This window comes from Thalassotalea sp. 273M-4 (genome assembly GCF_041410465.1).
GTDB classification, from domain to species: domain Bacteria; phylum Pseudomonadota; class Gammaproteobacteria; order Enterobacterales; family Alteromonadaceae; genus Thalassotalea_A; species Thalassotalea_A aquiviva.
Genome location: NZ_CP166961.1, coordinates 1,497,728 through 1,516,015, shown reverse-complemented (window position 1 = coordinate 1,516,015; position 18,288 = coordinate 1,497,728). Strand labels below are relative to the sequence as shown.

Annotated in this window: 17 protein-coding genes; 11 read left to right on the top strand and 6 right to left on the bottom strand. The window is 39.2% G+C overall.

Annotated elements, in window-relative coordinates; translation table 11 throughout:
- The first annotated feature begins 19 nt into the window (after positions 1-19).
- On the top strand, positions 20-1,663 hold the full coding sequence (locus ACAY00_RS06790) for a M28 family metallopeptidase (RefSeq protein WP_371379022.1): 1,644 nt from the start codon (positions 20-22) through the stop codon (positions 1,661-1,663).
- Positions 1,664-1,906: 243 nt separating this feature from the next.
- Positions 1,907-3,571 carry an asparagine synthase B gene (gene asnB / locus ACAY00_RS06785; protein ID WP_371379019.1) on the top strand — a complete coding sequence of 555 codons (1,665 nt, stop codon included), beginning with the start codon at positions 1,907-1,909 and terminating at the stop codon, positions 3,569-3,571.
- 89 nt (positions 3,572-3,660) lie between these two features.
- Here the strand turns inward: asnB and ACAY00_RS06780 are convergent, their stop codons facing one another.
- Together ACAY00_RS06780 and ACAY00_RS06775 are read right to left on the bottom strand one after the other, a co-directional pair.
- Complete coding sequence (locus ACAY00_RS06780; RefSeq protein WP_371379015.1) at positions 3,661-4,806, bottom strand: JmjC domain-containing protein; 1,146 nt, start codon at positions 4,804-4,806, stop codon at positions 3,661-3,663.
- Between the two features lie 172 nt (positions 4,807-4,978).
- A complete protein-coding gene (locus ACAY00_RS06775) occupies positions 4,979-5,488 on the bottom strand; it encodes a DUF3429 family protein (RefSeq protein WP_371379013.1) in 510 nt (169 codons plus the stop codon).
- Positions 5,489-5,632: 144 nt separating this feature from the next.
- Here ACAY00_RS06775 and ppk1 point away from each other — a divergent pair, with 144 nt between their 5' ends.
- Together ppk1 and ppx are read left to right on the top strand one after the other, a co-directional pair.
- Positions 5,633-7,714 carry a polyphosphate kinase 1 gene (gene ppk1 / locus ACAY00_RS06770; protein WP_371379010.1) on the top strand — a complete coding sequence of 694 codons (2,082 nt, stop codon included), beginning with the start codon at positions 5,633-5,635 and terminating at the stop codon, positions 7,712-7,714.
- 68 nt (positions 7,715-7,782) lie between these two features.
- A complete protein-coding gene (gene ppx / locus ACAY00_RS06765) occupies positions 7,783-9,339 on the top strand; it encodes an exopolyphosphatase (protein WP_371379007.1) in 1,557 nt (518 codons plus the stop codon).
- On the opposite strand, the gene ACAY00_RS06760 is transcribed toward ppx, so the two are convergent.
- Positions 9,336-9,524: a hypothetical protein gene (locus ACAY00_RS06760; RefSeq protein WP_371379004.1), complete on the bottom strand. Its 189-nt coding sequence runs from the start codon at positions 9,522-9,524 to the stop codon at positions 9,336-9,338. The genes ppx and ACAY00_RS06760 overlap by 4 nt on opposite strands.
- Positions 9,525-9,850: 326 nt before the next feature.
- Here ACAY00_RS06760 and ACAY00_RS06755 point away from each other — a divergent pair, with 326 nt between their 5' ends.
- Both ACAY00_RS06755 and ACAY00_RS06750 read left to right on the top strand, forming a co-directional pair.
- On the top strand, positions 9,851-10,270 hold the full coding sequence (locus ACAY00_RS06755; protein ID WP_371379002.1) for an Hsp20/alpha crystallin family protein: 420 nt from the start codon (positions 9,851-9,853) through the stop codon (positions 10,268-10,270).
- Positions 10,271-10,410: 140 nt separating this feature from the next.
- The gene (locus ACAY00_RS06750) at positions 10,411-10,695 is read left to right on the top strand and encodes a MazG nucleotide pyrophosphohydrolase domain-containing protein (RefSeq protein ID WP_371378999.1); all 285 of its coding nucleotides are present in this window, start codon (positions 10,411-10,413) and stop codon (positions 10,693-10,695) included.
- A 51-nt stretch (positions 10,696-10,746) separates the two neighbouring features.
- On the opposite strand, the gene ACAY00_RS06745 is transcribed toward ACAY00_RS06750, so the two are convergent.
- Positions 10,747-12,027, bottom strand: a complete 1,281-nt coding sequence (locus tag ACAY00_RS06745; RefSeq protein ID WP_371378996.1) for an MFS transporter — start codon at positions 12,025-12,027, stop codon at positions 10,747-10,749.
- A gap of 127 nt (positions 12,028-12,154) precedes the next feature.
- Here ACAY00_RS06745 and ACAY00_RS06740 point away from each other — a divergent pair, with 127 nt between their 5' ends.
- The 4 genes from ACAY00_RS06740 (at position 12,155) to ACAY00_RS06725 (ending at position 16,375) form a co-directional block, all read left to right on the top strand.
- Positions 12,155-12,637: a DUF2780 domain-containing protein gene (locus tag ACAY00_RS06740; protein WP_371378994.1), complete on the top strand. Its 483-nt coding sequence runs from the start codon at positions 12,155-12,157 to the stop codon at positions 12,635-12,637.
- Between the two features lie 689 nt (positions 12,638-13,326).
- Positions 13,327-13,872: a hypothetical protein gene (locus ACAY00_RS06735; protein WP_371378991.1), complete on the top strand. Its 546-nt coding sequence runs from the start codon at positions 13,327-13,329 to the stop codon at positions 13,870-13,872.
- Positions 13,873-14,097: 225 nt separating this feature from the next.
- Complete coding sequence (locus ACAY00_RS06730; RefSeq protein ID WP_371378989.1) at positions 14,098-14,610, top strand: rod shape-determining protein MreB; 513 nt, start codon at positions 14,098-14,100, stop codon at positions 14,608-14,610.
- A 121-nt stretch (positions 14,611-14,731) separates the two neighbouring features.
- Positions 14,732-16,375: a serine hydrolase domain-containing protein gene (locus ACAY00_RS06725; RefSeq protein WP_371378986.1), complete on the top strand. Its 1,644-nt coding sequence runs from the start codon at positions 14,732-14,734 to the stop codon at positions 16,373-16,375.
- Between the two features lie 232 nt (positions 16,376-16,607).
- Here ACAY00_RS06725 and ACAY00_RS06720 read toward each other — a convergent pair whose 3' ends face one another.
- Positions 16,608-17,522 carry a permease gene (locus ACAY00_RS06720; RefSeq protein WP_371378984.1) on the bottom strand — a complete coding sequence of 305 codons (915 nt, stop codon included), beginning with the start codon at positions 17,520-17,522 and terminating at the stop codon, positions 16,608-16,610.
- Between the two features lie 111 nt (positions 17,523-17,633).
- On the opposite strand from ACAY00_RS06720, the gene ACAY00_RS06715 reads away from it, so the two are divergent.
- Positions 17,634-17,927: an ArsR/SmtB family transcription factor gene (locus ACAY00_RS06715; protein WP_371379599.1), complete on the top strand. Its 294-nt coding sequence runs from the start codon at positions 17,634-17,636 to the stop codon at positions 17,925-17,927.
- Positions 17,928-17,971: 44 nt separating this feature from the next.
- Here the strand turns inward: ACAY00_RS06715 and ACAY00_RS06710 are convergent, their stop codons facing one another.
- Entirely contained in the window at positions 17,972-18,172 is a 201-nt protein-coding gene (locus tag ACAY00_RS06710) for a hypothetical protein (RefSeq protein ID WP_371378982.1), read from the bottom strand.
- Positions 18,173-18,288 lie beyond the last annotated feature (116 nt).

The following is an 18,288-nucleotide window of genomic DNA, read 5'->3' as shown; positions in this document are numbered from 1 at the left end:
AGCAAAATAGGAATTAACAATGATAAAAAACATTTTTCTTAAGGGAGTTGTGGCCACCACGGCCTTGGTTATCTCATCACAAGCCGTTGCTCAAACCTACCAACAGGCTTATGACAGTATTTCAGATAAAGCGTTGCATAAACATGTCAAAGTGCTTTCTTCTGATCAATTCGGAGGGCGTTTACCAACCACTGACGGTGAGAAAAAAACTCTCGATTATTTAATTTCACATTTTAAACAAGCAGGATGGCAAGGGGCTAATAACGGTAGCTTTTTACAGCCTGTTGAATTATCTGAAATCTCCGCAAGCAGCGACATGTCACTTGTGGTAACAGGTAATGAGCAAACACAAGAGTTTGCTTATGTTGATGAAATGGTGTTGGCGACATCACGAGTTAGCACGCTTGAAAAACTTGAAAATTCTGACATCGTTTTTGTTGGTTACGGGATCAATGCCCCTGAGTATGACTGGAATGATTACGCAGATATTGATGTTAAGGGGAAAACCGTTCTGATGCTGGTTAACGATCCAGGTTTTGAAACACAAAACCCAGATTTGTTTACCGGCAGTGCGATGACCTACTATGGTCGTTGGACTTACAAGTACGAAGAGGCAAGTCGTCAAGGCGCAGCTGGTGCAATTATCATTCATGAAACCGCCCCGGCCTCTTATCCGTGGTCAGTTGTTACCAATGGTTGGACTGGTCCACAATACGGACTGTTCGCTGAAGATGGCAATAAAGGTCGAGTTAATGTCGAAGGCTGGGTTACAAAAGACACCACCGAAAAGCTGTTTAAGCAAGCGGGTTTAGACTTTAGCACGTACAAAGAAAAAGCGATTAAAGGCCCAATCAGCAAAAGCCTTGGCCTAAAAGCTAATGCCACTGTAAAAAGCACTATTAAGAACTCAACGTCGAATAACTTTGTCGCCACCTTAGCTGGTAGTAAAACCCCTGACGAGCACGTATTACTAACAGGTCATTGGGATCATATTGGTACCGATGACTCGCTATCTGGTGATAAAATTTATAATGGTGCGCATGATAATGCCACCGGCATTGGCGGTATTATTGAAATCGCCAAAGCGTTAGGCCGACTTGATCAAACCCCAGAGCGCTCGGTAACTGTGGTTGCTACCACAGCCGAAGAGCAAGGCTTATTAGGCTCTAAGTTTTATGCTGAAAACCCACTTTATCCGTTAAATAAAACAGTGGCTGTGTTTAACCTAGACAGTTTAAACATCTTAGGTCAAACAACGGACTTTACGGTTCGAGGTAAAGGAAAATCACAAGTTGAGGATTACCTTGAGCGCGCGGTTAAAACGCAAAATCGTGTATTAGCACCAGGAACAAATCCTGCCGCCGGCAGTTACTACCGTTCTGATCACTTCAACTTTGCCAAAGTTGGGGTGCCTGCTGTCTTTGCTGGTGGTGGCGTAGACCCTATTAATGAAGAAGTTGCGGCCTATCGTGAGAAAATGTTGCCAGAAATGCGCCGTTGCTATCACCAATTATGTGATGAGTACAACCCACAGTGGAATTTTGCGGGGGCTATTGCCGATTTGCAAGTGCATTTTGATGCGATTTTCCACTTAGCCAATTCAACAGACTGGCCTAAGTGGTCGGCAACAAGTGAGTTTCAACGCCAACTGCATGTAAAATAAGTGTTAATAAAATAATTTGAATAAATATTCTAACTTTTTAAATTTAGCTATTGATTTTTATATGTAAATATAAGACTCTCAAAGACGGGCAACTGAATTGCCCGTCTTTTTTTTAAATTAAATTTAACATCCTGCCGGTATTTTTCCCTTCACTTCAAGATTGAAATGTCTTAGGAACGTTGACTTTAATTTAGGTTAGGTTTGGATTTCGATTTCAGTTAATTTTCAAGGAGAATCAGAATTATGTGTTCAATATTCTGTATTCTGGACATCAAAGGTGATGCCAGTGAGTTGCGAGAACAAGCGATTGAGCTTTCTCGCTTACTAAGACATCGAGGACCAGATTGGTCAGGTGTCTACTCTGATCAAAATGCGATTCTAGTGCATGAAAGGCTAGCAATTGTTGACACTGAAAATGGCGCACAACCCCTTTATAACCGAAATCGAAATCATGTGTTGGCCGTAAACGGTGAAATATACAATCACACATCTTTAGAAGCCAACCTGACTATCGACTACGACTTTCAAACAAAGTCAGATTGTGAAGTCATCTTACCTTTGTATGAACAAATGGGTAGCGATTTTGTTGATAATTTGCACGGTATGTTCGCATTTGTGCTTTATAACCAAACAGATAATAGTTACTTAATTGCTCGTGATCACATTGGCATTATCCCCTTGTATATGGGCCATGATGAGCATGGTAACTTTTATGTTGCTTCCGAAATGAAAGCGTTAACCCCTATTTGTAAAACCGTAAGCGAGTTTCCTCCAGGCCACTTCTTAGACAGTCGAATCGGTAAAATAACCCGCTATTATCAACGTGACTGGCAAGACTATGAGGCGGTCAAACAGAATACAACCGATGTGCTCGCACTGAGAAATGCTTTAGAGCAATCGGTGAAATCACACCTTATGACCGATGTACCATATGGGGTGTTACTTTCAGGTGGTTTAGACTCTTCATTGGTGTCAGCGATCACCCAAAAATTTGCTGCCAGACGTGTGGAAGAAAACGATTTGTCTGAGGCGTGGTGGCCTAAGGTACACTCTTTTGCTTGTGGCCTTGAAGGGTCACCCGACTTAGTGGCCGCGCAAAAGGTTGCCGATGCCATTGGTACCATTCATCACAGTGTCACCTTTACCGTGCAAGAAGGAATTGATGCCCTAAAAGAGGTTATCTATCATATTGAAACATATGATGTAACCACCATTAGAGCGTCTACTCCGATGTACTTAATGGCTCGTAAAATCAAAGCGATGGGCATAAAAATGGTGTTGTCAGGCGAAGGCGCAGATGAGATTTTTGGCGGCTATTTATACTTTCATAAAGCGCCGAATGCCGAAGAATTTCATCAAGAATTAAATCGCAAGCTTGATAAATTACACATGTTTGATTGTTTGCGTGCCAATAAATCGATGTCGGCCTGGGGCATTGAAGCACGGGTACCGTTTTTAGATAAAAACTTTATGGACGTTGCGATGCGGATCAATCCTGACGATAAAATGTGTCGAGATGGGAAGATTGAAAAACACGTGTTGCGACAAGCCTTTGCAGGTTATTTACCGGAAGAAATTCTATGGCGACAAAAAGAACAATTCTCTGACGGGGTTGGTTATTCGTGGATTGATAGTTTAAAGGCCTTGGTTGAATCGCAAGTTAGCGATCAACAATTGGCTCATGCTAAATTTAAATTTCCCCATAATACCCCGGATACAAAAGAAGCGTATTTTTATCGCACTATTTTTGAACAACATTTTCCTTTGCAATCGTGCGCAGAGTGTGTTCCTGGCGGAAAATCGGTGGCCTGTTCGACCGAAACCGCCCTAGCGTGGGATGAAGCATTTCAAAACATGGCCGATCCATCTGGTCGCGCGGTTGTGAGTGTGCACAATAAAAGTTATTAAAGACCAATCCCCCTAAAAACAAAAAAGCGATAAAATAATTAGCTTAATAAAAAAGCTCTGAACTTAAATTCAGAGCTTTATATCATGATTTATTCCGCCAAGTACCAATAGCCTTTATTTAACATGGTTACGATAAACGCTAGAAAGTCTTTATTGTCGGCAAAAGCACTGATCATTTGGGCCGTTACACAAACATTATCACAAAGCATTTTAATCGCAGGCACCAAAGATTGGTCAAAGGTAACCTGCTCGGAGTTAATGTAAACCGTGCCCTGGTGAATACTGTCGCTAAAATAGAAGGCGCGCAGTCCTCCCAATCGCATAAGATCGTGTTGCTTTAACAACTGCGATACTTGTGTTGTTGTAAAAGGCTGATCGGCCGGCATTAAATCTAATTCATGCTTCGCTTCGGTTAAAAACGTACCGACGAATTTTTGCATCAATTCTTTGTTATCTAAGATGTGTTGCATGTTTTGCTTAATTAAGCCGAAATCATCTGCACTGATAGCGCCACTGTTGTTGGACAGAGGTCGATGAGGATCGCTGATCAATTCGTTGCCTAACTCATTATCTATTAAGAAATCGGCCAAACCACTTAAAAAATTGACCGACGAGTTAGATCGAAATCCAACCGAAAAACTCAATGAATTTTCAATGGTCACGCCATCATGTGGAAAGCCAGGAGGAATATACAAAATATCGCCGGGATAAACGACTTCATCAATGATCGGTGCAAAGGCCTCAACGTGCAACAAAGCTGGGTGGGCAGCGTATTCAACATGCGCCCCCTTATCACCCACACGCCAATTACGAACCCCAGTGCCTTGGCAAATAAACACATCATACCAATCTATATGGGGCCCTACGCCACCACCAGGTGTTGCAAAGCTGACCATCAAGTCGTCTAAGCGCCAGTGCGGAATAAATCGAAATGGTTCGATCATTTTAGCCGCATCTTCAGACCAATGATCCAGTGCTTGAACGACCAAAGACCAATTTTTATCACCTAATCGTTGAAAGCCATCAAAAGGACCAAATTCAGCGACATAGCTCTCACCTTCACGATAGATAATACGTGACTCAACATCTTCGAGCCCTGCAAGTCCTGCAACTTCATCTGCCTCTATTGGGGCTTTAAAGTTGGCAAAACCTTGACGGATTAATACCGGCTTTTTTTGCCAGTATTCTGTTAAAAACAGTTCGGGGCTAAATTGAGCAGGGTTTAGTACGTACATAAAAATCCTTAACTGGGATAGAAAATAAGCCCTAACAATCAGGGGCGAGTTGAGCACTCTTTAGGAACCGTAATTAGAGCAAAATATCGATAAGATAGGTAGATATGAGGTGTTATAAAAATGTAAAGTTTTGTAGGGTCGTGTTCTAAATCAATATCTTAAGCGCAAAATATTAGGGCATGATAATAAACAGTAGGAGGACAAATAAATGTATGACCACAATTTGATACGTTAAGCGCTTGCGCATTCGTAAATAACGACGAATGTTTTTTGAAGGTGTGTCTTGATCTGAGAAGCTCTTGGGCCTTCGCAGTTCTTCTTCTAAAAAGAATAACACTAAAAAGCTAAACCCAAACAGCATCACGCTCCAGCGATTATGTAACACCGCACCAAATAAAGCTATAACATTAAAACTAAGGCTAAAATATAGATGTTTACTGGTCGGATTAAACAACCGAGCGCTGAGTGATTCTGACCAGATAATTCCAGAAAGAAACGCCAATAATATGGCACTGGAAAAGGTAAACAACATCAGCAAGTATTGATCTGATAGCGCCAAAAGGTTGAGCTTTGTGAGCAGCATGACACCAGCAAGCAATAAAAAAAACACCACACCTATGGTTCCAATAACCCGCGCTGTATGGAAAATTTGATCATAATTAATTTGTGGTTCTTCTTGCAAGTTTAGCCCCTAAGCATAAAAATTTTTCGATACCATGCACCTGCCATTAAGTTTAGATGACTACATATACAAAAACAGGTAATTAACGTAAAGTTAAATATAATAAGGAAAAAATACAAATTACCTTGGTAAAAATAACCTTAAATGAGCGAATTATATTTTCCCGAAGAATTAAGTTGGCTAGCCTTTAACGAGCGGGTTTTACAAGAAGCTAAAGATAGCAATAACCCAGTGCTAGAAAGGCTCAGATTTCTTGGTATCTTTTCAAGTAACCAAGACGAATTTTTTCGGGTTAAAGTCGCCAATATTAGACGGAAAATATTAATAAAAAGAGCCGAAGGCGATAAACAGACCGTTGCTTTGTATCGCAATTTAATTGCTCAAATGCAACAAACAATATTGGAACAACATCGCGCATTTACCAGCGCCTACGACCATATTAAAGCCAGCTTAAAAGAGCACAACATTGAAATTGTCAGCCAAGAGCCGTTGTCCAATAACGAGCAAGTGTGGTTAAAAAAATACTTTCTCGATAAAGTCCTTAGATACACCCAGCCCATCATCGTCAGTCATCTCGTCGACTTTCCCGATTGCATTGAAGATCACCTTATTTACTTGTTTGTTGAAATTCAAAATAACGATGAATTGCGATATGCGGCGCTAGAAGTACCAACAACAGAAACCGATCGCTTTGTGTTATTACCCAAAAGCGAAAATAGCAAAGTGCAAAAAATTATTTTATTAGACGATGTTATGTGTTTTGCCTTAAACCTGATTTTTGAAGGCTTGTTTGACTTTACCAATATCGAAGCGTATTCATTTAAGATGACCCGAGATGCGCAGTACAGTTTAAGTGAGCAAGACTTAGATGATTCTCTCTTACTTAAAATGACTAAAGGGTTAAAACAACGCTTACATGCTGAACCCGTGCGCGTTGTATGTGATGAAAATATGCCCAGTCGAATGGAAAAAAAATTGAAGAAGCTATTGGGGTTCACTCAGTATGATAGCACCTTGCCTGGCAGTCGCTACCGTAACTTCAAAGATTTTATTGCCTTCCCCAACGTTGGAAAACCTGCTTTGCGCTTTAAAAAGCAAAAGTCATTAGATTGTGCGGCATTTAGACAACACAAAACCGTTTGGCAAGCAATCAGTGAGCAAGACATTTTGCTTCATTACCCATACCATAAATTTCATCATTTCAAAGAATTCATTCGCCAAGCCTCCTATGATCCCAAAGTCACCTCGATTAAATTGAATATCTATCGGGTCGCCAAAAAGTCTCAAATTATTGGCTCGCTTCTCGATGCCGTCCGCAATGGGAAAAAAGTCACGGTAAATGTCGAATTACGAGCCCGTTTTGATGAAAATAATAACATCGAATGGGCCAAGCGAATGACGGATGCTGGCATAAAAGTATTACTGGGTATTCCATCATTAAAGGTGCACTCTAAGCTATGTTTAATCAACCGCCAAGAGAACGATAAAATTGTAAAGTATGGTTTAATTTCTACCGGCAACTTTAACGAAGATACGGCAAAAATTTACACTGATGTCGCTTATTTTACCAAAGATCCCAACATAGCCGAAGAAGTCGACAACGTTTTTAATTTTATTGAACACAGCTACAAAAGTTTTCAGTTTGAACGATTATTAATTTCGCCCATTAATCAACGACAAAAACTTAACGCTTTAGTTGACCGTGAAATTGAATTTGCCAATGCCGGTAATCCAGCAAAGATACAATTAAAATTGAATAACTTAGTTGATCATCAGTTAATTAATAAACTCTATCAAGCAAGTAATGCAGGGGTTGAAATATCTCTGCTTATTCGAGGCATGTGCAGTTTACGCCCTGGTATTAAGGGATTTAGCGAAAACATTACAGTAACAAGCATCATCGACCGATACCTTGAACATGCGCGTATTATGCTATTTCATAATAACGCCAATGAGCGGATTTTTATCTCATCAGCGGACTGGATGACTCGTAATATTGAAGACAGGGTTGAAGTGGGTTTTGAAATCCCTTGTCTTCAGGCAAAACAACAACTGAAAGCCATTTTAGCTATGCAATTTAGCGACAATGTCAAAGCTCGGATAATAGATCAAGACCAAACTAACCTATACGTTGGTGCAAAAGACAATGCCCCTCTTTGTCAATCACAGGCAGAAATATATCGATACCTTAAAAACCTCGAAAAACAAAAATCTACCAAGGTTTAACGGTGACAGTAATATGCAGTTGTTATAATTAGACCATATTGGCAATTGAGCAAAGGTAAAATAGGACTATGACAACGCATCAACCCGAACAAAACAACGCCCCTCTTGGGCAAACCATTGCTGTCGTCGACCTTGGCTCAAACAGCTTTCATCTGGTGTTAGCCCGAATTATTGACAAAGACGTACAAATATTACTAAGAGAGAAAATTAAAGTCCGTCTTGCTGAAGGTCTTAGCAAAGACTTAGTGCTGGATCAGCCAAGCATAGAGCGTGGCTTAAAAACCTTGCAGATTTTTGCTCAAACCTTGGCGGGTTTTCACCCTGATGACGTAAAACTCATTGGGACATACACTTTGCGCAGCGCGCTAAATGCCAAAGAGTTTCTCGAAAAAGCTCGAAACATTCTTCCTTATCCCATTACTGTTGTCGCCGGACAAGAAGAAGCCCGCCTTATTTATCAGGGCGTTGCTCATAGTATGCACTTTACAGAAAACCGTTTAGTGATTGATATTGGCGGTGGTTCTACCGAGTTTGTTATCGGTAAAAACTTTGAGACCTTAGCATTAAGCAGTCGTAACACCGGTTGTGTCAGTTTGGCAAACTTATTTTTTACTAACGGTAAAATCAGCCAAAAGCGGTTTAAAAAAGCCTCCCTTTATGTAGAGCAAAAGCTACAACCGATAATCAAACAATACAATCAAATTGGCTGGCAACAATGCATTGGCACCTCAGGCACTATTTCAGCATTGACCGAACTCGCTCTCGCTAATGGCTTTACAGAAGATCACTTAACCCCAAAAGCCATGAGTAAAATTAAGAAACTTTTACTGTCCTTTGATCACTTTGATGAATTAAATGTTGAAGGGCTAAATGAAGACAGAAAGGCGGTTATTTTAACGGGCTTTATCATTTTAAATGAAGCCTTTAATTGCTTAAACATTGATTCTATTGAATATTGTGACAAGGCGTTACGTGAGGGCGTGTTGTATGAAATGGAAGAGCGGATGCAACATGACGACATCCGTGAACGCAGTGTCACCAGCTTAATACGTCGTATGAGCGTCGACGAAGAGCACGCTAAACGGGTGCAATCAACCGCCAAATTTCTGTATAAAAACACTTATAAAAGTTGGCACTTAAAAGATATTCCCGATGCGAAATTACTTTTAAAATGGGCGTCAAAATTACATGAAATAGGTCTGCATATAAACTCATCGGGTACCCATAAGCATTCTGCCTATATTATTGAAAATTCCGCCATGCCCGGCTTTAGTCAAGAGCAACTTTTGTTGTTATCAACTCTGGTTCGATTTCATCGAAAAAAAATTAGGGTGGATGACATTCCTGAATTTTCGTTGTACTCAAACCAGCAGGTATATCGACTGATTTGTTTATTTCGCTTAGCCGTATTATTAAACCAAAAAAGACAACCCGACTTTTTACCGGACTTTGACGTGTATGCTGACGATGAAGAAATAACTTTAGAATTCGATTTGGATTGGCTTAAGGGCAAAGACTTGTTTCAAGCCAACCTAACCAGTGAAAGAGATAAATTAAAAAAGATATCGATAGACCTTAATCACAGCCAAGTAGAAGAGTCGTTAGGGTTAAACCTGTCTAATTAGTCTTCTTCTTGCTCAACATTATGTTTACCCGAAGGCATTTTCACCGCTTTACAAAGGTACCCTTTACTGTGCGCAGAACGTGCGCAATCGGCACAAATATATTGTGGGCTTTCAATTATCTGTGCCAATTGTTCAAGCTTTTTTTCTATGTCTTTCTTTTTCCACTTACATAATGATTTTGCCATAGAACGCCCCACTCCCCTATATCTTTATAGTGTAATGAATAAACCCTTAGGCTGCGATTTTATCATGCTCAATTTGGTTAAAACTTCGCTTAATGATGCCTAAAGCATGCCAATTTAACCTGTTTTTTTCCTAACCGCATTAAATCTGCCTATTTTTTAATCTAAATCAACTTTACTGGAAAAACCCTACTGCAAAACTGGAAAAGACATCAAATTGTACTAAATAAGAATTAGGTGGATTGTATTTCACCTATTCGCAGGCCGGATCTTGGCTTGTTTACAGGCCATTCCGACCCATCCTTTCACCAACATTAAGGAGACTGATCATGGGCCTTGTCACAAGAAACAATTGGTTTGATATGGAACCGTTTGTTAGCCATTTTTTGACTCCAGATGATAAATCAGCCAAAAATGACTTTTTCAGCCCTCGGGTGGATATTAATGAAAAAGACGATCGTTATGAGATCAAAGCCGATTTACCAGGAGTGAAAAAAGAAGATATCAACATTGAACTTCACGAAGGGATGTTAACCCTTACGGCAAAAACTTTTAGCGAAGTAGAAAGTGAAAAAAACAAAGTGTTGCGCAAGGAGCGTCGCTCTGGCTTTTTCAGCCGCAGTTTTAACATTGGTAATGGGGTTTCAAATGATGACATTGACGCCAAATTTGAAGATGGTGTGTTAACAATCAACTTTCAAAAAATGCCAGAAAGAATCGACGAAACTAAAAAAATACAGGTACATTAATAAGTACAATCGAACAATTAACTGAAAATAATGGTCACGTGCCCTGCTCTAACTCGTGGCCATTTTTTTCGTCGAAATTTACCACTATCTTTGCTATCGTGATGCTCTTGAAAAACTTTCAGACATATTTTTAAGCCACTATGCATTTAAAAGAGATTGCAAAACAAAATTACGCCTGGGTCGAAGACATGGGTTGGCATAATAAAACGCCATTAGAAGCCCTTGCCCTTATTGCCTCCGAAGTAGGAGAAGCCGTTAATGAATGTCGAGGTACGACCCCCACTGAACATCTGGGTGAGGAGCTTGCCGATATCCTACTAAGGGTAGTCGACCTTGCCCACTGGCAAGGCATAGATATTGAAGCAAAAGTGATTGAAAAAATGGCCAAGAACCAAATTCGTGGAAATCGAGGTCGGTTAAAATAAAATGCCTTTACACCTAAACTCCTGCACGAATAGCGATATTAACAAAGCCGATTAATCCAGTTGCTTTACCCGCTTTAAATGATGCGTTTCTTTTTGCATAAACGCCCAAACCACCAATAAGGTAATGGCACACAACACAATAAGCATATTAACGAACCCATCCCAGCCATAAGTGCTATCGGCTAGGCGACCACCAGCAAAGCCAAAAGCTGCGCTGGCAGCAAAACCAAATGCATCAATTAAACAGACTAACGTGGCGCTATGAGGGCCACCAAATTCTATTGAGAATATCGACATGGGCAGGTAATACGCAGGGGCAATACAAAAAGCAAACACTCCAATACAAGCCAAAGCCATAATATATTGAGTTGATGGGTTTAATTCTATCAAGGGTAAGTATTTCAAGCTCAGTAAACACAATAAACTGAGCATAATACTCATACTGAAAAACCACGTTTTACCTTTAGCGGTTAGTTTGTCATAGCATAAAGCGGAAACAACAAGACCAAGCAAAGAGCCTGTTGGGAAAACCGTCGACACCATGGCTGCTTGAGATGGTGTGAGCAGATAGACTTCCATCAAGTAAACAGATACGAAGTCTAAAAATGCCATTAAACAGGTTAAGAGCATTAACATAACAACGACTAAATACACCCGAATGCTTTTACCAAAATACCAGAGCGCTTGCAAAGTAGTCGTTCCTTTTAAGGCATGGGACTGAGAATGGGTTGATAAGTTTGGTGTCAGATCTAATACCGACGAAGGATTATCGTGACTGTCAATGATAAAGTAATGACAAAACACGTACACGCCAAAGGCAAAAACAGCGGCACTAAATAACACATATTGCCATGACATAACGCTTAATAAGAAACCAAAAAACAAAGTCCCTACAACCACACTTAAGCGTGAACTCGTAGATAAAATACTCCAAACTCGGCCATATTGATTTGGTTGGTACCACTGCCCAATTAGCTTGGTTAGCCCAGGCCAACCTGATGATTTAAACCCATACAACAACACCGCAAAAAAAATAAACGCAAAGACGTTACGACTTAAGCCAAAAGCCACCACAGCACATGCGCTTAGACTTATACCAAGTAAAAATGTTTTGCGCCCGCCTATTTTATCGGCCAACGGACCCCAAACTATCTTGCCAACTAAAGCGCCTAAGGTACCAAAAGCGGCAAAATCGCCAATATCTGTTTTGCTTAAGCCTAAACTGGGATCCGCCAATAAAGCAGGACTGACTATGGTAAGCATTTGACGACAAATCATCATAGCGCCATACCCCAAATACATTGCAATAAGCAATTTCCATTGTCCTGACATCAAAAGCTCCGTTTAATCTGTATAAATTTCAACCACCCTAAACGCTACCCTAGCGAATTTTTAACCAATACGCCACAGATAGACTAGTCTTATGATGACGTTTTTTTTAACACTTAGAGGTTCTATTATGAAGCATCTTGCCCTGATGACGTTTCTGCTGATTTTCTCATTTGCCCCTCAAGCAGAGGAAAGTGTAATAAGCAGCTCCGGTATGGTCGACAGTTTAGTAAACAACTTAGACATTAGTAAATCTCAAGCCAGTGGTGGTTTGGGTTCACTGTTTCAGTTTGCGAAAGGGAATTTATCAACATCTGACTTTGCAAGTTTAACCGATGCCATTCCTGGTCTTGATGGTTTACTTGGGGCAGCGCCTGATGTATCAAGCTCATTGTCTTCTGGAGGGCTTGGTGGTTTGTTAGGCAAAGCATCTGAGTATTCAGACTCAATGAAAGGGTTAGCCAACTTAAAAAGCCAGTTTGACGCCCTTGGCTTAGATCCTGCGATGATCCAATCATTTGCCAGTCAAGCCTTATCTTATTTAAATACCGATCAGGGCTCGCAAGCTAAGTCTTTACTTGAGCAAGGCTTGGGCGGTTTACTTGGTGGTTAATAAGGTTCTTGCGTTTGCCCACTAGCGCGAAAAAAGCTTTAAAGCACGATACTTTGATATAGCCCTATTTTTATCAAAAAAATAGCCGTAAAGGCTATGGTAATAGGGCTAAGACTCTTTTAATTTTTAACATTGAAATTTACACAGATAAATCATCTGGAGTCTGTTGATGTCAAAGCGATCTGTACTCATGGCTATGTATGTGGGTTATGTTTTAATATTTCTATGCTGCAATCATTTATTTTTTATCATTTCTGAAATAGACCCTGCACTATTGCTCAATGAAAGTTGTAATCGATATAAGTTTTTATGGTTTTTCACCGTGTTTATTCCCATGCTTTGTATTTTTAAGCTGATGAAACGGTTTTATAAATCAGAATACCAATACCCAATGTACAGTAGCATATTAGGTCATTACAAATAACCTAACTCAGCACTTAACCTAGTTGGCGAGTAACCTAATTGAGAGATAACGGATGGGAAAATAAGGCTCTATTAGCGTTAATCGTTGTTTAACGTAAGTAGTTTGACTTTCAAACACTTATCTGTAAATTAAACAATAGATATGGCGGGCATCGACGTCCGCTTTGAGCGAACAAGAGACAGTCGAGGAACTGTAAGTTGAGCAAAATATTATTGTTTTTATTTGTATACGGGATAACAATTTCGGGAATTAATTCGATATTCAAATGAAATATCTATTAATCTTCACACTTTTTATTTTTGTAAATGGTTGTGCTTCAAAGAAGCCAAGCGAAAGTGTGGATTTTTGTAAAATGAAAGAGGCATCAGAACTTAATGGAGAATATAGTAATAAAAGTACGGACCTCCTAGGTGGTTCTGTCATATATTTTTCGCAGATAGTTTGGCCTGAATTTGATGAGTTCACATTAGAAGAGCACAAGCAAATAGATACGCTTTTAATAAGTACAACAACTAATCATAAAGTTAAAGTCGAAGCCTTTTCTGCTGGAACTCTAATCAAAACGGCTCAGCCAGAACATCTACAGACAGTTGAAAATGGAATTGTTTCTTTGCATGGCAATAATTCCATTTTGCCCCACTTGGGCACAATTGTTGGGGTGAATAGCGTTGAGCTATTTTTGTTTAAAGATTGCAGTAACAATATTGTACTTGGCAAAAATACCTCTCAAACAGGCTTAGGGTATATGGTTATTCCTATTACATTGAGCAATAGTTATTATGTAACTTTTTTGCGTGTACTTTCAAGCTGACAAGTGCATTAAGGGTGGACTCAACACTTGGCTTACGCTCGTATCTCGTTAATTTTAGCCAAGCTTAATACGGCCATATTGAGGCGTTAACGAACGGCAAAGAATGGCCATTTGCGCCTGTCGGTTAAATAGCGTAAGTTATTGATTAATGGTCAGTAGCGAACGGCTGCTGTGAGCGAACTACGGCCCTTTGCCATAACAGTATCATGATGGATGAAGTATTGAATGCTTAGAAAAATTTTAAACAAGTTTAGCCCGATTATTTATGTCCAAATATGGGAAAACCGCATAAGAGTGGTGGAGACGAAAACGGGCAAAGAGTTTGATGAAAAACCCTATCTATTGACCAGACAAAACAGCAAAGGGGTTAAGGTCATAGCGGCAATTGGTAATGATGCCCAGCATCCAACATCCTCTAATGAAGAATCTATAAATCCATTTTCCCACCCTCGTTTTTTACTTAATAACTTTTTCGTCGCTGAGAAAATTTTGCAGCATGCCATATATACGTTAATCGGGAAGTTTTCTCTTAAACCTGCACCCACTATTGTAATACATCCAATGGAAAAACTTGAGGGTGGACTGAGCCAGATTGAAGACAGGGCCTTTCGAGAATTAGCGGTGGGAGCTGGTGCATATGAAGTTGTTTTATACACGGGAAGCCCTTTGTGTATTAAAAGCATAGATATAGTAAATCTTAAGAAGCTAGACGATATTGTGAGCGCAGCCAGCATTTAATGATATATCATGTGGTTCCAAGTTTGACGTTAACTAACTGAAAAGGTTAATGTCTTCTTAGAGCGAACTACGGTCGTTCAAATCTTCTCTTCAAATATCAAAATATCTTCAAGGAACGAAATTGATTATCCGAAACACCATATTAAGTTTGGCTTTAACTTACTCTACAGCTTCGATCGCTGATGAATTAAATTTAGATGATATAGATGCTGTTTTCTCCAATATTAACGCGAACGGCCCAGGCTGTTCAGTAGCAATCACTCAAAATGGAAAGACTGTTTTTGATAAAGGATATGGGTTATCAAATCTGGAATACTCCACGCCTATCACAAGTGATAATCGCTTCTTAATTGGATCCACGTCGAAACAATTCACGGCATACGCAGTAGCTCTGTTAGTTAAAGAAGAAAAAATAAGTCTTACAGACTCTTTATCTAAGTTTTTCCCTCAATTTCCAGAATATGCGAAAAGAATATTGGTATCTGACTTAATTCACCATACAAGTGGTATTCGAGATATGGATCATCTGACTTATTTGGGGGGATTTGGAGAAAGTATCGATTACACGGATAAGGATGCAATGACATTTTTAACTAGGCAAGAAGCGCTTAACTTCAACCCTGGGGAACAATACATGTATTCGAACTCAAATTACTATCTTTTAGCCAAAATAGTAGAAATCGTAACTAAGCAAAGCTTTAGGGAATTTACGACCGAAAATATATTTAAACCGCTTGGTATGCATCATTCTCATTTTAATGATAATCATACTGAACTCATTAAACTGCGAGCAAGCGGATATTGGCCTTCCGACGAGAGCTACTCATTGGCTTTTAATACTATGGATATTGTTGGCGCAAGTGGTTTATATACCACTAATAAAGACTTACAGATTTGGTTTTCTGCGTTCCTGGAAGGTATATCAGGATCTAATAATAAAAGTGTTTTTCGAGAGATGATCAAAGTTGGGAAATATCGAAATGGCGAGAGTCTACATTATGCTTTCGGATTAGAAGTAGATAGTTTTAATGGAATGCAAAGAATTCATCATGGAGGTGGAGATGCCGGTTATCGAGCTATGAGCATGATCTTCCCTGAGAAAAAAACTGCATTTGGAATTCTTTGTAATGATGGATATGTAAATACCAAGAATTTAGCGCAAGGCCTCTCGAATGTGGTATTTGAAGTTCAGGGCGAAGATAGGCTGCATGAGGAACAAAATAAAAAAATTATCAACACAAAGGTAACTAGTTTTCTAGGAGATTATTGGAGTGACGAGCTAAAGCAAAAGATTTCTCTAACCAAGGATAATGCTTCTATTTTTTATCAGGTTAATAATCGAAATAAGTCTGAGGTTTATGGTCATGGGGAATCAACTAACTCATTAAATGTTTATTCCTCTGACGGAAATCAAGCACAATTAACATTAAACCCTAATTCTACGATTACAATCATGACGATGCGTCATGGTCTTAAGAAATTGACAGAATATGAGAAAGTCAGCGAAGGGGATTTTAGCTTACCATCAGATTATACGGGGAAGTATTACTCACGAGAATTGGACAGCTGCTATAAACTAACAGCGACTAATAACGGATTAATTCTAAAAATGGCTGGAAGTGCACCTCATGAATTAGCTGCAATTAAAAAAAGTGTATTTTCTGATAAGTATGGTCAGATAGTAATAACATTTGACTCTAATAGAGGCTTTTTATTAAGTTCGACCAGAGCTAAAAATATAGCGTTTGAAAAAGTCGAAACTTAACCTTTTAGACTTTAACTTATTGAAAGTGCTAATGTCTCTTAAGAGCTGTGAGTTCAACTGGTGAATGCAACGCTATCCTTATACTAGCTTAAGGAACGTTGACATGAAACAGAGAAAAGCGGATATTGAATATTTATTTGATACTGTCTTTATATGGCGCTGATCCTTTTTCGTGTTGTTAATCTACTATTTTATGTAAAAACGCACTCTATATAGAGTGCGTTTACCTAGACTAAAAAATAAATTGATATAGAAACCCTGCGCTAATAGCCATTGATAAAATTACAATCAGAAATGCCCAGATCATCTTGTTTTTGAAGATTGATTTAAGCAAGATGACTTCTGTCAAGCTAGCTCCAGCACTACCTATAATTAATGCCATAACCGCACCAAGTCCCATCCCTTTAGCTGCTAATGCCGCACTTAGAGGAATAACTGCTTCAGCTCTTATGTATAATGGAATACCGATAACTGCGGCAAATGGAATAGCAAATGGGTTATTCTCACTAGCAACATTTGCTACAAACTCTGTTGGCATAAAGCCATAGATAAGTGACCCTATCGCAATACCACCTATCAAATAAGGCAATACTTTTTTAAAGTCGCTCCAAGTGCTTTTCCAGATTTTTACCCATTTGCTTTCAGGCTTTGCTTTGCCTCCACAAGTCGCCCCACATCCCTTTTTTTCAGGCTCAACATAAGCTTCTGACTTCACGTACTTTTCAAACCCTAGTTTTTCGAGCATTACTCCTGCAACAATTGATACACCCATCGCTATTGCAAAGTAAAATAGCGTGACTTTTATTCCAAAAGTAACAGCGAATAAGCCAATAATAATTGGGTTAAGTAGAGGACTTGCGAACAAGAAAACCATCATCGTTCCAAATCCCGCTTTAGCACGAAGAAGTCCTTTCAAGAAAGGGATTGTAGAGCAAGAGCAAAATGGTGTTATTGCACCAAGCAAACTTGCGACAAAGTATCCTTTTCCGTTTTTACTGCTTAATATGCTCTGTATTTTTGTTGGAGGAATGTACTCCTGTAGAACACCAACGACATAACTAATCGCCAAAAAAAGTAAAGTTAGCTCTACGGCTAAAAAGCCAAACATATTTAAAGTATCAAAAACCATTTCTTCAGTTATATTCATATTTAAAATCTTACATTTCTAGTAATGTGGAAATGATAGATCCGAATACTGGACGTGTCAATTCATTTCTAGTAATATCGAAATATATATTTTAGGAGATAGCTAATAATGATGAGAACTGAAGACATAGCCAAAGCTTTTAAAGAGTTGGGTCATGCGACTAGATTGCTGGTATTTAAGAGACTTGTAAAAGCAGGTGAAAAAGGCGTTAGCGTAGGCACATTAAAAAATGAGTTAGATATTCCAAATTCAACATTATCACACCACATTTCCAGTCTTGTTTCAGCAGGGTTAATAAAGCAAAAAAGAGAAGGGAGAGTTTTATATTGTTCGGTTGAGTATGACAAGCTACTCTCAGTGATCTCATTCTTACAAGATGAGTGTTGCATTGAAGATACTAAATGATTAAAGAATCTCGAATGAGGTGGGGATTATATGGTCAATTGGCATCACAGTGCTAAGTTGAGCCAACTATCATCACCTTGCGCTTGATTCATTTGCCTAAACCATGCGATGTAATTATCAAGATAGTCCGTTCCAACGCCATTAAATTGTCTAAGCCACTGTTTCCAGCGCATCATCCAATTGTTGAGTGTTTGAATGTGGTAGATACCATCTATAACTCGCTTATGATCAAGCTCAAAAGGCATATGATCGATATGATAGGGGGATCAAATAAGTATCTTGATAAGTTAATTGGAATTTTCCAAGATCCCGCACTTGTTAACTACATAGATGTTTTTTCCAAAAACTCTCTTAGATACCT

Excerpts from the sequence above, each read along its gene's own strand:
- ACAY00_RS06730 (WP_371378989.1), top strand. The coding sequence starts at position 14,098 with ATGCTTAGAAAAATTTTAAACAAGTTTAGCCCGATTATTTATGTCCAA.
- ACAY00_RS06790 (WP_371379022.1), top strand. The coding sequence starts at position 20 with ATGATAAAAAACATTTTTCTTAAGGGAGTTGTGGCCACCACGGCCTTG.
- ACAY00_RS06750 (WP_371378999.1), top strand. The coding sequence starts at position 10,411 with ATGCATTTAAAAGAGATTGCAAAACAAAATTACGCCTGGGTCGAAGAC.
- ACAY00_RS06710 (WP_371378982.1), bottom strand. The coding sequence starts at position 18,172 with ATGCCTTTTGAGCTTGATCATAAGCGAGTTATAGATGGTATCTACCAC.
- ACAY00_RS06760 (WP_371379004.1), bottom strand. The coding sequence starts at position 9,524 with ATGGCAAAATCATTATGTAAGTGGAAAAAGAAAGACATAGAAAAAAAG.
- ACAY00_RS06720 (WP_371378984.1), bottom strand. The coding sequence starts at position 17,522 with ATGAATATAACTGAAGAAATGGTTTTTGATACTTTAAATATGTTTGGC.
- ACAY00_RS06740 (WP_371378994.1), top strand. The coding sequence starts at position 12,155 with ATGAAGCATCTTGCCCTGATGACGTTTCTGCTGATTTTCTCATTTGCC.
- ACAY00_RS06745 (WP_371378996.1), bottom strand. The coding sequence starts at position 12,027 with ATGTCAGGACAATGGAAATTGCTTATTGCAATGTATTTGGGGTATGGC.
- ACAY00_RS06715 (WP_371379599.1), top strand. The coding sequence starts at position 17,634 with ATGAGAACTGAAGACATAGCCAAAGCTTTTAAAGAGTTGGGTCATGCG.
- asnB (WP_371379019.1), top strand. The coding sequence starts at position 1,907 with ATGTGTTCAATATTCTGTATTCTGGACATCAAAGGTGATGCCAGTGAG.
- ppk1 (WP_371379010.1), top strand. The coding sequence starts at position 5,633 with ATGAGCGAATTATATTTTCCCGAAGAATTAAGTTGGCTAGCCTTTAAC.
- ACAY00_RS06755 (WP_371379002.1), top strand. The coding sequence starts at position 9,851 with ATGGGCCTTGTCACAAGAAACAATTGGTTTGATATGGAACCGTTTGTT.
- ppx (WP_371379007.1), top strand. The coding sequence starts at position 7,783 with ATGACAACGCATCAACCCGAACAAAACAACGCCCCTCTTGGGCAAACC.
- ACAY00_RS06780 (WP_371379015.1), bottom strand. The coding sequence starts at position 4,806 with ATGTACGTACTAAACCCTGCTCAATTTAGCCCCGAACTGTTTTTAACA.
- ACAY00_RS06735 (WP_371378991.1), top strand. The coding sequence starts at position 13,327 with ATGAAATATCTATTAATCTTCACACTTTTTATTTTTGTAAATGGTTGT.